The organism is Streptomyces sp. NPDC021093 (assembly GCF_044333135.1).
In the GTDB taxonomy this organism is placed as follows: domain Bacteria; phylum Actinomycetota; class Actinomycetes; order Streptomycetales; family Streptomycetaceae; genus Streptomyces.
Window position 1 is genome coordinate 112,033 of sequence record NZ_JBIRQJ010000009.1, and the last position, 13,470, is coordinate 125,502.

15 protein-coding genes are annotated in these 13,470 nt (G+C 69.5%); 6 read left to right on the forward strand and 9 right to left on the reverse strand.

The genetic code is table 11. The annotated features are described in order from the left end of the window. Positions 1-49: 49 nt before the first annotated feature. From ACH4SP_RS27860 to ACH4SP_RS27875, 4 genes are all read right to left on the reverse strand, one after another. Positions 50-592 carry an MOSC domain-containing protein gene (locus tag ACH4SP_RS27860; protein ID WP_398418583.1) on the reverse strand — a complete coding sequence of 181 codons (543 nt, stop codon included), beginning with the start codon at positions 590-592 and terminating at the stop codon, positions 50-52. 53 nt (positions 593-645) lie between these two features. Then, positions 646-828, reverse strand: a complete 183-nt coding sequence (locus ACH4SP_RS27865; protein WP_362418994.1) for a hypothetical protein — start codon at positions 826-828, stop codon at positions 646-648. A gap of 82 nt (positions 829-910) precedes the next feature. Continuing rightward, positions 911-2,005: a fatty acid desaturase family protein gene (locus ACH4SP_RS27870; protein ID WP_398418586.1), complete on the reverse strand. Its 1,095-nt coding sequence runs from the start codon at positions 2,003-2,005 to the stop codon at positions 911-913. 223 nt (positions 2,006-2,228) lie between these two features. After that, complete coding sequence (locus tag ACH4SP_RS27875; protein WP_398418588.1) at positions 2,229-2,744, reverse strand: hypothetical protein; 516 nt, start codon at positions 2,742-2,744, stop codon at positions 2,229-2,231. A gap of 242 nt (positions 2,745-2,986) precedes the next feature. Between ACH4SP_RS27875 and ACH4SP_RS27880 the strand changes: the two genes are divergently transcribed. The 6 genes from ACH4SP_RS27880 (at position 2,987) to ACH4SP_RS27905 (ending at position 9,225) form a co-directional block, all read left to right on the forward strand. After that, the gene (locus tag ACH4SP_RS27880; protein WP_398418590.1) at positions 2,987-4,513 is read left to right on the forward strand and encodes an APC family permease; all 1,527 of its coding nucleotides are present in this window, start codon (positions 2,987-2,989) and stop codon (positions 4,511-4,513) included. Continuing rightward, positions 4,510-5,523: an acetamidase/formamidase family protein gene (locus tag ACH4SP_RS27885; RefSeq protein WP_398418592.1), complete on the forward strand. Its 1,014-nt coding sequence runs from the start codon at positions 4,510-4,512 to the stop codon at positions 5,521-5,523. Before ACH4SP_RS27880 ends, ACH4SP_RS27885 begins: the two co-directional genes overlap by 4 nt. Before the next feature lie 158 nt (positions 5,524-5,681). Next, complete coding sequence (locus ACH4SP_RS27890) at positions 5,682-5,822, forward strand: hypothetical protein (protein ID WP_398418594.1); 141 nt, start codon at positions 5,682-5,684, stop codon at positions 5,820-5,822. Between the two features lie 10 nt (positions 5,823-5,832). Next, complete coding sequence (locus ACH4SP_RS27895; RefSeq protein WP_398418595.1) at positions 5,833-6,081, forward strand: hypothetical protein; 249 nt, start codon at positions 5,833-5,835, stop codon at positions 6,079-6,081. 205 nt (positions 6,082-6,286) lie between these two features. Next, complete coding sequence (locus ACH4SP_RS27900; RefSeq protein WP_398418597.1) at positions 6,287-7,645, forward strand: GAF domain-containing protein; 1,359 nt, start codon at positions 6,287-6,289, stop codon at positions 7,643-7,645. Positions 7,646-7,701: 56 nt separating this feature from the next. Beyond that, positions 7,702-9,225 carry an aldehyde dehydrogenase family protein gene (locus tag ACH4SP_RS27905; RefSeq protein WP_398418599.1) on the forward strand — a complete coding sequence of 508 codons (1,524 nt, stop codon included), beginning with the start codon at positions 7,702-7,704 and terminating at the stop codon, positions 9,223-9,225. 162 nt (positions 9,226-9,387) lie between these two features. On the opposite strand, the gene ACH4SP_RS27910 is transcribed toward ACH4SP_RS27905, so the two are convergent. The 5 genes from ACH4SP_RS27910 to ACH4SP_RS27930 all read right to left on the reverse strand — a co-directional run bounded on the left by ACH4SP_RS27910 (position 9,388) and on the right by ACH4SP_RS27930 (position 13,231). After that, entirely contained in the window at positions 9,388-9,642 is a 255-nt protein-coding gene (locus tag ACH4SP_RS27910) for a hypothetical protein (RefSeq protein ID WP_398418601.1), read from the reverse strand. A 777-nt stretch (positions 9,643-10,419) separates the two neighbouring features. Further along, a complete protein-coding gene (locus tag ACH4SP_RS27915) occupies positions 10,420-10,893 on the reverse strand; it encodes a transposase family protein (protein ID WP_398418603.1) in 474 nt (157 codons plus the stop codon). Between the two features lie 55 nt (positions 10,894-10,948). Beyond that, positions 10,949-12,259, reverse strand: coding sequence for a hypothetical protein (locus tag ACH4SP_RS27920; RefSeq protein WP_398418605.1), 1,311 nt, complete (start codon positions 12,257-12,259; stop codon positions 10,949-10,951). A 319-nt stretch (positions 12,260-12,578) separates the two neighbouring features. Further along, a complete protein-coding gene (locus ACH4SP_RS27925) occupies positions 12,579-13,112 on the reverse strand; it encodes a transposase (RefSeq protein ID WP_398418607.1) in 534 nt (177 codons plus the stop codon). After that, positions 13,109-13,231: a hypothetical protein gene (locus ACH4SP_RS27930; RefSeq protein WP_398418609.1), complete on the reverse strand. Its 123-nt coding sequence runs from the start codon at positions 13,229-13,231 to the stop codon at positions 13,109-13,111. The genes ACH4SP_RS27925 and ACH4SP_RS27930 overlap by 4 nt, the downstream gene beginning before the upstream one ends. Positions 13,232-13,470 lie beyond the last annotated feature (239 nt).

Genomic DNA, 13,470 nt, shown 5'->3' on the forward strand with positions numbered 1-13,470 from the left:
CTGTGGCTGGCTGTGGCAACAACTGCGGCAGTGGTGGTCGCAGTGGCAATCAGACGCGTTCGAGCGGTCGGTGCGGTTCGGCGGGGAGCACGACGCCGATGGCGTCGCCGGGCCGGATCGTCCCGCCGGTGCGGACGACGCTCATGATTCCGGCCTTGTGCACGATGGTTCCTTCGTCGTCCCGGCCGACGACCTGCTTGAGCAGTCCGCCCTGGAAGTCGTCGATCTGGAGGCACGGGTTGCGCAGCCCGGTGACCTCCACCACCGCTTCGTCGCCGAGGTGCAGCAGTGTGCCGACGGGCAGGGCGAGGAGGTCGATGCCGCGCGTGGTGACGTTCTCGCCGAGCTGGCCCGGCCCGACCTCGAAGCCTTCCTCGTGCACCTCGTCGAAGAGTTCCCGGTGGATGAGGTGGACCTGGCGCAGGTTGGGCCGGGTGGGGTCCTGGGCCATCCGGGAGCGGTGCTTGACCGTCACTCCCGCGTGGACGTCGCCCTCGACCCCGAGTCCGGCCAGCAGCGTGATGCTGTCGCGGTTCGGCTTGGTGAACGAGTAGGTGCCGTTGCTGCTGACCGCCTCGACCGTTGCGCCCATGCCGGAGCTCCCCTTCGCCCGAATCGATGTCCCGCTTGAGCCTGTGCGGGAGGTCAGCGGCCCAGCTCCTTGCGGGTGATCCGCTGCAGCCTGCGGCGCTGGGTCTTGTCCAGCATCAGATAGGCGGCGACGGGAACACCCACCATGACCAGCAGGGCGGGCCAGAACCCGATGAACCATATGAGGGCGATGCCCACGACGACACCACCGGTAGCGACCTTCGCGCTCTTCGACATCTTTGACGCCTCCTCCGCGGCTGCTGCCGCTCCTGCTTCTGACAACGTACGCCGGGCCGCGACGGTTCCGCCCGGTGCCGGTTCAGGCGTTCTGGCCGGAGACCGCGGCCTCCGTGCGGGCGACGGTGTCCGGGGACGCGGCCCGCAGGGGTTCGCCGACCTCGTGCATGTGGCTCAGTGCCTGCCGGTAGGAGTCGATCAGTCCGGTTTCCGCGTACGGAAGGCCGGCCCGGTGGCAGTGGGCGCGCACCAGGGGCTGGGCGAGCCGCAGGTGCGGGCGCGGCATGTTCGGGAACAGGTGGTGCTCGATCTGGTAGTTGAGGCCGCCGAGGAACCAGTCGGTGAGGGGGCCGCCGCGCACGTTGCGCGAGGTGACGACCTGGCGGCGCAGGTGGCCCCAGCGCTCGCCGTCGGGGTCGGGCATTTCCATGCCCTTGTGGTTGGGCGCGAAGGCCATGCCCAGCTGGAGGCCGAAGAAGGCGTGGTGCACCAGTGCGAAGACGAGTGCCGTGAGCGGGGACATCGTGGTCAGCAGCAGCGCCGCGTAGAGCCCGAGGTGAGCGACGAGGAGGGCTGCCTCGACCTTGCGCTCGCGCACGTCCTGGCGGCGCAGGTCCTGGAATCCGTACACCTTCAGGGCGATGCCTTCGAGCAGCAGCATGGGGAAGAACAGCCGGGCCTGGTGGCGGGCGAGCCAGCGGGCGAAGCCCTCGCGGCCCGCGGCCTGCTGCTGGGTCCAGACCAGCGCTCCGACACCGACGTCCGGGTCCTTGTCGACGTGGTTGGGGTTGGCGTGGTGGCGGTTGTGCTTCTCGTTCCACCAGGCCTGGCTCATGCCGAGGAGCAGGTTGGCATGGGTGAGCGAGAGCCACCGGCCGGCGCGGCGGCTGCTCGATATCTGGGCGTGGCCTGCGTCGTGGCTCAGGTAGGCGGTGCGTGTCCACACGAGGGAGAACGGGACCGTGAGGAGCAGTACCCACCAGGTGTGGCCGAGGAGCACGATGCCCGTGATCACCGCGGCCAGGCCGGCCAGGTTCACCCCGATCCGCGCGGCGTACCAGCCGTGGCGGCGCTCCAGCAGTCCCTGCCCCCGGACCTCGCGCAGAAGTGGCGCGAAGTCGCTGCCTGGGGCCGCACCGGAGGAGTGCTCCGTCGCGGCGGCGATGGCCTGGGGCATGTGGGAACTCCGGTCTCTGGAGGCGCACTGGGAAGATACGGCGCCTGACTCTCCGTGAATCTACGGATCAGAACCGGCCGCGGCCATGGCGTCACCACCCGGAGCATGCGGGGGCCTGCCCCCTTGCGCCGGTGTCGCTGAGTACACCGTCGCGGCATGCGGCAGGCCCCCCGGGCCGCCTCAAGAGGTGTCGGTGGCGACTGCTGTCAAGGCGGGACCGTCGTCAGGGCAGGAAGGACTCCAGTTCCGAGCGGAGGTCGCTGGGCAGCTCCGTGGGGAAGTCCGACGGCAGCTCCGTCGGGAAGTCGGACGGGAGCGTCGGGAAGTCGGAAGGCAGTTCCGTCGGAATGCTGGTGGGGAACTCGCTCGGCAGGTTGAAGGAGGGTCCCGGTTTGGTGGTGCTGGGGGCGGGTGCCTTCGGCTGCCCGGACTTGTCGCTGCCGGTCACGACGAGGACGACCGCCACGACGGCGGCCACGGCCAGCAGGACGGCGAGCAGGATCACCAGGGGCCGCCGGCCGCCGGGGCCCCGGGGCGGCCCACCGGGGCCCTGGTCCTCCGGGGGCCAGCCGGGTCCGCCGCCCGAGGTGGGCGGGCCGTAGCCGCCGGGCGGCTCACCGGGCGGGCCGCCCTGCGGAGGGCCTGGTGGCGGCCCTGGCGGCGGCCCCTGTGGTGGTCCGAAGCCTCCTCCGGACGGCGTTCCCGGCGGCTGGTGCGGTGGTACGGGCGGCGTGGCCATACCGTCCAGAGTCGACCGTACGGGGTCATCCTGCGAGCCCTGTGGGCAAGTTGGCACCCTTCGCTCGACGGACCGCAACATTCCGCATGTCCGGGCGCACTCCGGCGCGGCCGTGTCGCGCGGGCACGGCACTTCCCCCGTACCTCTTCCTCCGCATGCGCCCCGCGCCGTACGGTGATCCCGCACATCGCGCAACCGTTCAGCGAACGAGGCAATCCGGTCGGCGGACAGGGGAGCACAGGGTGTCGGGGGAACCGCAAACGGGACTGCGCCGCGATGCGGTGGGGCTGCGTGACGTCCTCTTCCAGAGCGTGACGGCCATGGCGCCGGCGGCGGCGATCGCCGCTTCCATCCCGGCCGGTGCCGCTTTCGCGGGCGGCAGTCTGCCGCTGTCGGTGCTGGTGGCGCTGGTGGCCTGTCTGTTCACCGCGTCGTGCGTGGCGGAGCTGGCCCGCCGGATGCCCGCCGCCGGTTCCGTGGCCACGTACTCGGCGCAGGGGCTGCATCCGACGGTGGGCTTCCTGGTGGGCTGGGGGTACGCCTTCGTCGAGTCGCTCGTACCGGCGCTGTTGCTGCTCCAGCTGGGATTCACCACGGCGGGCACGCTGCACCAGGAGTGGGCTTCCTACCCCGCGGACCTGTGGTGGCCGTGGTCCCTGGCGGGAGCGGTGATCATCGCGCTGGCCGGATTCTTCGGGGTGCGGGCGTCGGCGCGCTTCGGGACGGTCCTCGGCATCTTTGAGGTGCTGGTGTTCGTGGTGTTCGCGGTGCTGCTGATCTCGCAGGCGGGCGATGCCAACACCCTCTCGGTGTTCGGCACTTCGCACACGGCGGAAGGGTTCGAGGGAGTCGGCGGCATCTTCGCCGGGTCGGTCTACACGGTGCTCGCGTTCGCCGGGTTCGAGGCCGCTGCGCCGCTCGCTGAGGAGGCGAAGGATCCGCGCCGTACGATGCGGCGCGCGGTGCTCGGGGCCGCCCTGTCCATCGGCCTGGTGTACGTCCTGACCACCTATGCGATGGCGGTCTATCTGGGGCCGGAGAAGTTCGCCGGGTTCGGTGCCGCCGGTGCCGCCTCGTGGGAGGGGGTGGCCCGGGCGTCGTTCGGGCTGTTCTGGCTGCTGCTGTTCCTCGCGGTGGTCAACTCGACGGTCGCCAACGCCAACGCCTGCGCGAACGTCTCGACGCGGACCGCCTTCGCCCTCGGCCGCATCGGGGTCTTCCCGAGCGCCTTCGCCCGGCTGCACCCCCGTCACCGCTCCCCCGTCACCGGGATCGCCGTACAGTTCGCCGTCGCGGTGGCCGCGATGCTCGGACTGGGCTTCGCGTACGACCCGTTGACGGCGTTCGTCCTGTTGGCCACGGTCATCGTCACCGTCGTCATCGGGGTGTACATCGTCGTCAACCTGTCCTGCATCGGGTACTTCCTGCGGCGGCGCCGGGACCTGTTCAACCCGGTGCTGCACCTGCTCTTCCCGGTGCTGGGGATCGCGACGTTCGTCCCCGCGCTGCTGACGGCCGCCGGGATCCCGGCCTTCGACTTCGTGTCGGAGCTGAAGGCACCCGTGTCGTACGCGGGTCCGGTCGTCGCCGTCTGGATGCTCCTCGGGGTCGTCGTCCTGGGCGTACTGCTGCGCAGGCATCCGGAGCGGGTCGCGGAGACCGGCCGGGTGCACCTCGACGACCTGCCCAACGACCTCGACCCGCACCCGCACCCGCCGCAGAGTCCCCCGCCACCGCACAACCCCCAGAGTGGAGCCGCACACCGATGACCGATCCCCGCGTGGTGACCGTACGACCTCAAGAGGGCGAGTTCGCCTGGACCTTCGGCGGAGCCGCGCCCGTGGCACGGATCGCGCCGGGCACGGTGCTCGACCTGTATACGGAGGACTGTTTCGCGGGCCGGGTGCGGTCCGAGAAGGACCTCGTGTCGCAGGTGTGCGAGTTCCCGTTCCTGAATCCGCAGACCGGGCCGTTCTACGTGGAGGGTGCCGAGCCCGGCGACACGGTGGCGGTGCACTTCGTGTCGATCGAGCCCGCGCGCGACTGGGCTGCGTCGACGACTGTGCCCCTGTTCGGCGCGCTGACCTCGACGCACGCGACGGCCTCCTTGCAGGCGCCGCTGCCCGAGGTGGTGTGGATGTGGGAGCTGGACCGGGAACGGCGTACCTGTCTCTTCCGCGCCCGGGACAGCGACATCGAGATCGAGCTGCCCATGGACCCGATGCACGGCACGGTCGGGGTGGCGCCTGCCAACCTGGAGGTGCGCTCCGCGCTGGTGCCCGACGCGCACGGCGGGAACATGGACACCCCCGAGATGCGTACCGGTGTCACCTGCTACCTGGGCGTCAACGTGGAAGGCGCGCTGCTCAGCCTGGGCGACGGGCATGCCCGTCAGGGCGAGGGCGAGACGTGCGGGGTCGCCGTGGAGTGCGCCATGAACACCGTCGTGGTGGTCGAGCTGCTGAAGGGGGTGGCCACACCGTGGCCCCGCCTGGAGTCCGACACCCACATCCTCTCGACGGGCTCGGCGCGCCCTCTTGAGGATGCGTTCCGGATCTCCCAGCTGGATCTGGTGCAGTGGCTGGCACGGGACTACGGCCTGTCGGAGCTGGATGCGTACCAACTGGTCAGCCAGGCCGGCCAGGCACCGCTCGCCAACGTCTGCGACACGAACTACACCTGCGTGGCGAAGATCCGCAAGGAGTGGCTGCCGCCCGGCGACCCGCACCGCGGGCTGCACCGGCACCTGCGCGAGGTGGCACGGACGGTACGGGGGTAGGGCCGGGAACGGGACAGGACCAGCACGGAGGCGGGACCGGGAACCGGCTGCGGCGGGACCCGGACCCGGCTGCGGCGTGACCCGGGGCCCGCCGAACAGGCCGGGCGGTCAGGGCACCGGTTGGCAGTGCACTCCGCTCCCGTGCCACTATCCGCTGCATGGACACCGAGAAGAGCCTGGCTGCGCCGGAGCTCGCCCTGCAGCGCCCGCGCGAAGCCGAGGCCGCCCCGCACTCCGGGATCTCTCCGGACGCCCCGTGGCGGCCGGGCGCGGGCCTCGGCGAGATTCCGCCCCGGTAGGCGCGCCGTCGTGGACGAGTTCGAGCTGCTGGACCCCTGGTCGATCGAGATGCTGGCGCCGATCGTGGTCGCGGGGGAAGGCCCGATGGCCTGCCCGGGCTGCGCGGCGGTCATCGGGTTCTCCGCCGGGGGCCGGTGGGGCGACCCGGTGCGGATGCGGTGCAGGTGCGGGCGGGACTGGCTGCCCTTCGAGGACGATCCGGAGCTGAGCCGTGAGCTGATGAAGGAGCTGATCATCGCCGCGCAGTCGGAGCAGTAGCGGACGCGCGGCAGCAGACGGCACTGCGGCTGGACGGAGCAGGTGGACGGCGCAGCTGGACGGAGCGACGGCGGACGTCACAGGCCGGTTCCCGCCGCTCGGGTCGGCTGCCGCACCGCTTGTCGCCCTCCCCCGGCGGTACGACGATGGATCTCGCGGCCCGCCGGGCCCGCTTCCGTCCGAAGTCTTCGCCGGGGAGGCCGAGTTGACCGACACATGGGTGGCTCTGGATCCCGGTGCCGATCCCGGCGCGCGGCTCGGCGTGCTGCGCCGGGCGTACGACACGTTCGCGTCGGCGGGCCGCATCGAGCGGCCGGTGCGCCCCGTGGTGGCCGACTCCTGGCGGCGTTCCGCGCACGCCCGGGTGAGCCCCGAGGGCTCCGCGCGCGTGGAGCTCGCGGAGGACGAGCTCGGGACGTACCGGGACGGCCATCCGCTGTCCCGGGCGATGCCCCTGGTCCGCGAGCTGATGGGGGCGTACGCACACGACGGGGAGCATCTGCTGGCGGTGTGCGACGCGCACGGGAGGCTGCTGTGGGTGGAGGGGCACGCGCGTGCCAGGGAGCGTGCCGGGCGGATGAACTTCGTGCCGGGCGCCCGCTGGGCCGAGGCCTCGGTGGGGACGAACGCGCCGGGCACGGCGCTCGCCCTGGACCGGCCGGTCCAGGTGTTCGCAGCCGAGCACTTCCTGCGGCCCGTGCATCCGTGGACGTGCGCGGCGGCCCCTCTGCACGATCCGCACACGGGGCGGCTCCTGGGCGCGGTGGACATCACCGGGGGCGACAGCCTCGCCCATCCGCACAGCCTGGCCTTCGTACAGGCCGTGGCCCGCGCCGCCGAGTCCCAGCTGGCGCTGCTCGCTCCCCCGCCGTCCCCGGACACCGGTACGGCCCTGCTGCATGCCCTGGGGCGTGACGAGGCGCTGCTGGTTGCGGGCGGGTCCAAAGTGCGGCTGAGCAGGCGGCACAGCGAGATCCTGGTGGTGCTTGCCCGCCGCCCCGAGGGCCTCTCCGGCGACGAGCTGCTGTGCGAGCTGTACGAGGACGAGTCGGTGACGCCCGTGACACTGCGGGCGGAACTGTCGCGGCTGCGCCGCCTGTTGGGGCCGGACCTGCTGTGCTCGCGCCCGTACCGGCTGACCGTCCCGGTCGACGCGGACTTCACGGTGGTGGCCAGGCGGCTCGGCTCGGGCGCCGTGGCCGCCGCCATGGGGGCGTACCCGGGGCCGCTGCTGCCCGCTTCGCAGGCGCCCGCCGTCGTACGGCTGAGGCGGCGGCTGGAGGGTGAGCTACGGGCCGCACTGGTGGCGCGCGCGGATCCAGGGCTGCTGTCGGACTGGGTGTACAGCCCGTGGGGCGAGGACGACCTCGGAGTGTGGCGGGCGCTCGCCGCCGCCGTGCCCGCGGAGCGGCGTCCGGCCGTGTACGCGCGCGTGGCCGCGCTCGACGCGGAACTGGGGGCGGCACCGGCCGCCGGAGGAACACCTGCGGGAGCACCAACAGGGACACCAGCACGGACTCCTGCGCGGACTCCTGCAACGGCGTTGCAACGTCGCCCGCTCTAGCGTCCCTCCGGGTGCCGTCCACCGGCGGACGGCACCGCCCGAGGGAGGCCACCGCGATGACCCGATACTCCGCGCCCGGCAGCGAGGGTGCACTCGTCTCGTACCAGAACCGCTACGACCACTGGATCGGCGGCGAATTCGTCGCCCCCGTGCGCGGCGGGTACTTCGAGAACCCGAGCCCGGTCAACGGCCGTACCTTCACCGAAATCGCCCGCGGCACCGCCGAGGACGTCGAACTCGCCCTGGACGCGGCGCACTCGGCGGCGCCCGGCTGGGCGCGCACCGCTCCCGGCGACCGCGCGAACATACTCCTCAGGATCGCCGACCGGATGGAAACGCATCTTGAGGAGCTGGCGGTCGCGGAGAGCTGGGAGAACGGCAAGCCGGTCCGCGAGACCCTGGCCGCCGACATTCCCCTCGCCATCGACCACTTCCGGTACTTCGCGGGTGCGCTGCGCGCCCAGGAGGGGTCCCTCAGCGAGCTCGACGACGACACCATCGCGTACCACTTCCACGAGCCGCTCGGCGTGGTCGCCCAGATCATCCCGTGGAACTTCCCCATCCTGATGGCGACCTGGAAGCTGGCGCCGGCGCTGGCCGCCGGCAACACCGTCGTCCTGAAGCCCGCCGAGCAGACCCCGGCGTCGATCCACTTCTGGATGAGCCTGATCGCCGACCTGCTGCCGCCGGGGGTCGTCAACATCGTCAACGGCTTCGGCGTCGAGGCGGGCAAGCCGCTCGCCTCCAGCCCGCGCGTCGCGAAGATCGCGTTCACCGGGGAGACCACCACGGGGCGGCTGATCATGCAGTACGCCTCGGAGAACATCAAGCCGGTCTCCCTCGAACTCGGCGGCAAGAGCCCCAACATCTTCTTCGACGACGTGTGGAACGCGGACGACGACTTCCGCGACAAGGCCCTCGAAGGCTTCACCATGTTCGCCCTCAACCAGGGCGAGGTGTGCACCTGTCCGTCGCGTGCGCTCATCCAGCGGGGCCACTACAGCGAGTTCCTGGAGGCGGCGATCGCCCGCACCGAACTCATCAAACCGGGGCACCCCCTCGACACCGACACGATGATCGGCGCACAGGCCTCCAACGACCAGCTGCAGAAGATCCTCTCCTACCTGGACATCGGCCAGCAGGAGGGCGCCAAGATCCTGACGGGCGGTCAGCGCATCGAGTACGACGGCGAGTTGGCGGGCGGCTACTACGTCCAGCCGACGATCTTCGAGGGCGACAACCGGATGCGCGTCTTCCAGGAGGAGATCTTCGGACCGGTCGTCGCGGTCGCGTCCTTCTCGGACTTCGACGACGCGATCGGCACGGCCAACGACACGCTGTACGGCCTCGGGGCCGGCGTGTGGACCCGCGACATGAACACCGCGTACCGGGCGGGCCGCGCGATCCAGGCGGGCCGAGTCTGGGTGAACAACTACCACAGCTACCCGGCACACGCTGCTTTCGGCGGCTACAAGCAGTCGGGCATCGGCCGCGAGACGCACAAGATGATGCTGGACCACTACCAGCAGACGAAGAACCTCCTCGTGTCGTACTCGCCGAACAAGCTCGGCTTCTTCTAGACGCGCGAAAAGGGGCGCCTGAACTGGGGTTTCTCCCGCCAGGCGCCCCTCTGTCGACCCCATCGACGCCGAGATCGATTTGAGGCGTAACTCCCTGTTCATCCCACTGGTATCCCGCTCCTGACCAGCCCTTCCGGACCAGTCACGGACCAAGAGCCCGCCTCAGGCCCCAGGCGTCGCACCCCGGTGGACGCGATCCCACTCCTCCATCGACTGCTCAATGAGCCGGTTGGCCTGCTCCCGGACACCATCCAGGAACTTGGCGTAGTGACGGAAGAGCACCTCAATGGTCTGGCCGACACGGCGAGCGCACTCGGCCGGGTCCACCCCGGAGTACAGCCAGAACGAGATCCCCGCGTGCCGGAGATCGCACGGACGCTTGGCCAGCCCGGCAGCGAGCTCCGTACGGGTCAGCACGTACTCCCGAGCACGTGCCCCCGTCGTGCCGCAAGCAGCAGGGTCTACGTATGTGCCCGCCTGATTCCGGAACAGACGACCGACCGGCGCCACACCGAGGACCCCACTCGTGGTCGTTGATCAGCCGCTGGAAGACCGGGGCCACGGCATGCGCCGCCACGTCCGGGTCCGCGTCCACCAGGAAATCAAGCTCGTCCCTGTGCGCGAGAGCTGAGCCGGAATCCGACGGCTTGAAACCGGCCGGGACTACACGGGCCATCCGCGGCCAGTACAAGGCGGCGGTCTTCATCCACGCCTCGTCCCGGAAGTGAATGTACGGGTAGCCCGATACGTTGCATCGCCCCAGGCCAGCCAGCGCGACTTCGTGGCGAAAGGGAGCCTGCACACATCACCCTTGCCGCCGCCCTTGGAGGACCTCGAAGCCAGGTAGCCCCGGGGCGACCGCCCCGGGTTGTCGCCCGCGTTGATGGCGCCAGGGCAAATGACCTTCGCTCCTCAAGATCCCGGACAGGGCCGCTCAATCGAACCAGCCACTGTCACTTCCAAGCACGTTCGACGGTGACAGAGTTGGAAACTGATTCGACGCCTGCCGGGAGTTCAAACGCGTAGCCGTCATGCAGATTGGCCAACAACTCCTGCTCCTGGCCGCTGGTGACCCTCAGGTGGCACATGGCGCGCTTGGAGTGGAGTTCGGACTCCTGGATGTCACGTGTCGTGGTGTACGTCCTTGACTCCTGACCGGGCTCGATCAGATCACGTGGGCAGGAGACAGTGTGCTCAGTTCCCGGGGCATCGAAGTAGTCCAACTGCCTGCGTGGGGCGGCGGACGCGGATCTCGGTGGCTTCGATGATGGCGCCCTGCCCGCTCGCGCCGAGGTGGTCGATGACGTCAGCAAGCGTACGCAGCCGGGCATCCAGTCCCGCAGTGCAGCCGCGCTGGGCCGGCAAGGGCCGGATCTTTCCGATCGCGCGGGTGATGTTGGAGCGCTCCACGCCGAACCAGCAGGCCAGCACGTCGTGGGTGACCTCATGCCGGAGAGGGAAGAGCGTGGCAACTAGTCGGTCGACGAAGACCAACGTGTAACGGGCGCCCGCTCCCAAGGCGCGTTGCCGCGGACGTCCCGAAAGTCTCTGGTGCCGTTGAGCGGCCCACAACGGGCCGATCCCGGCAACGAGTTCAGCGATCACGTCCCTGGTCAGACCGGTGATCCGCGAACAGTTGACGATCGCCGAGCAGGTATCGCCGCCCACGACCCCACCAAGCCGCCGCGAGGCCAACACGCCAACCATGCCAGCCGCGGAGAACCTAGCGGGTGAGGATGCGCACCATGGCGGCCGCCACCGACCCCAGATAGACGGAGGTCGTGGCGACTACCTCCTTCACCCGGAACAGACGGACACGACCGTCCCGTACGACCGCGATCTCTCGCCGCTCGACGTTCTCTATCTCGAACCGTTCGAGTGAGTCCGCGCTCGTACGCTCCCGCAGGTCGGCGAAGCAGCCCCGCAGCCGTGCGATCTCCCGCTCACGGAACCCCCGCATCGCCCGCCGGATGAGAAGCAGAGGGCCGACGAAGTACGTGGGAACGCCGAGCAGGAAGAGCAACAGCAGCGGGGTCGTCCAGCGGACCTGGTGCACCGAGAGGGAAAGGAAGAGCGAGCCGAACGCGACCAGGCTGATCAGCACGGACACGACGACTCCCTGTACGAGCGCCCGCGCGTCCTTCCAGCCGTGGAAACCATCGGCATCGGTCATGTCGAAGGCATAGTGCACATCTTTCCGTATAGCGACAAAGAAGGACATCAGGCAGACGCCCATGAGGTTGTGCTTGATCATCACGTACGAGACCGTCGTCGCGACCAGCCCATAGGCGAGGGGACCGGCCAGGCCCCCGGCCTCCGGCGAGGCCCACCAGGACTGGTAGGCCGCAGCACTCCACGCACGCCGGGACGCGGTATCCCCGTCGGGTGCCAGCCAGGAGAACACCCCGCCCTGACGGAAGGCGCCCATGAGAAGCAGGGCTACCCCGGCGGAGAGCAGTGCCACGGCCCACGAATGCCGACCGCACGCGGCGAATCTCCGGTTCGCCCGCAGGACGGCCAGACGGACGACGGTTCGGCTCTGCGGGGGCACCCGCAGCATGCCTTGCGCATGGAGGCGGGCGGCGAATTCGTCCGCACGCCGGCAGTTTCCGAAGGCGAGGTGGAGAGTGACCGCCGCGATCACGACATTGATCAGCGAGGGATAGTCCCTGACCAATGGAACCGCGAAATCTGAGGTTCCATCTCCCAGCCTCACCATGCGAAGAAAGTCCGCTTGCGCGACCTGCCAGATTTCTGGATGGTTCAGATTCCCGGTCAGCGCGGTACTGACGATCAGCGGCAGGAATTCCAGGGGCAGGAACAGAAGCAGTAGCGCGGGCCGGAGACGGCGGGCGTGAAACCACCGGAACAGGGGTTCGACGTCGTAGGACCGAACGCGCAGCTCTTCCGAGGTGATGTCACCGTCAGGCACGAGCGGGTCGAGGGCTCGGCGCTTGAGAAACGCGGGCCACACCAGTGGACTGAACACTTCCCCTCCCCCGTCCGCCACCGCATGCCACGAGCCGAGGACCAAGGGCCACAGTGCCAGAAAACGCCGGGAGTAAGCCTAGCTGGAGCGGCAGGAAATGCATCCGGTGAACCCGAAACCCTCCTGGAATCCGGACAGTTGCGCCCTGGATCCTACTCAGACACTTCTCTATACCTCTCGCCCCGCGAACCCTGAAGTGCCAGAAGCAGGAGAGGGCTCGCGTCCTGGAAGAGAACGGGCGAGCCGGGTTCCTGGCGATGGACGCAGCGGATCACGGCGTGACGTGCCTGAGCTCAGGCGCCATGCAGGAGTCTGCTGCTCTTCACGCGTATCTACTCGGCTTGAATCCGCGATGTCCGGCTGATCATTCAGGCCGACAAAGTCCAGGCCGGTGGTTGGCAGGCAGCCGTCGATCAAAGTGCGACCGGTACTGGATCTTCTTCAGCTTCCGCTTACTCACGCGGATCAGGTGCGCCAGATCCGCGGCGGCGAAGTCGGCCAGGGCCCGCTTGAGCAGGCTCCAGGTCCCCGCCTGCGGGTTGGTCTCCGATGCATACGGCGGCAGATGGAAGATGACCAGCCAGACCTTGTGCTCCTCAGCGAAGTCGAAGGCTTCCTGCTGCAGGTGGACGGAAAGGTTGTCCCAGACCCACACCACCGGGGTGCCCAGTTGCAGGTGCACCATCTGGAGGAAGTCGCGGTAGTCCTGCCAGGTGAACGACTTCGGCTCGCCCTTGCGTCCGCGACAGACGTACAGCTTGAAGAACATCCGGGCCCGCACCCCCGGCTGGAAGCACACCGTCCCGGCGATGTTGACCCGCCCACCGCGCCGCCCGGCCACCCGCACCACCGGACGGGCACCTGGCAGCTCCAGCCGTGGCGCCTGAACAGCCGTCACATCCCCTGGACGGTGCAGCCGACGTGGAACATCCGGCCGATCAGCAGCTTGACCCTGGCCGGCGTCCAACCCTGGTGCTCGTCGTCGAAGCCGTGCACCAGCCACGATTCGTGCTTCATGGCATCGAGACTGGCGTGACCTTCAGAAGCGAGGAGGTGCTCTTGCAGCTCCTTTCCTTGATTCGACGCGGACATGCGCAGTCAGGTCGCCGAGGGCCTCATCAGTCGAGGTGAGCAGCCAAGAGGAGCAGGGAGTACATGCTGGTCCTGCTCAATAAACCCTGCGGGTCCCGCTACGGACTGACGCGAGCGGACCGCAGTACGAGTAAGGGGCGGCAACGCGAAGCGCCCGCCCTGCC

Coding starts and splice junctions, on each gene's coding strand:
- ACH4SP_RS27930 (WP_398418609.1), bottom strand. CDS start 13,231: ATGAAGCACGAATCGTGGCTGGTGCACGGCTTCGACGACGAGCACCAG.
- ACH4SP_RS27905 (WP_398418599.1), top strand. CDS start 7,702: ATGACCCGATACTCCGCGCCCGGCAGCGAGGGTGCACTCGTCTCGTAC.
- ACH4SP_RS27885 (WP_398418592.1), top strand. CDS start 4,510: ATGACCGATCCCCGCGTGGTGACCGTACGACCTCAAGAGGGCGAGTTC.
- ACH4SP_RS27875 (WP_398418588.1), bottom strand. CDS start 2,744: ATGGCCACGCCGCCCGTACCACCGCACCAGCCGCCGGGAACGCCGTCC.
- ACH4SP_RS27865 (WP_362418994.1), bottom strand. CDS start 828: ATGTCGAAGAGCGCGAAGGTCGCTACCGGTGGTGTCGTCGTGGGCATC.
- ACH4SP_RS27870 (WP_398418586.1), bottom strand. CDS start 2,005: ATGCCCCAGGCCATCGCCGCCGCGACGGAGCACTCCTCCGGTGCGGCC.
- ACH4SP_RS27860 (WP_398418583.1), bottom strand. CDS start 592: ATGGGCGCAACGGTCGAGGCGGTCAGCAGCAACGGCACCTACTCGTTC.
- ACH4SP_RS27890 (WP_398418594.1), top strand. CDS start 5,682: ATGGACACCGAGAAGAGCCTGGCTGCGCCGGAGCTCGCCCTGCAGCGC.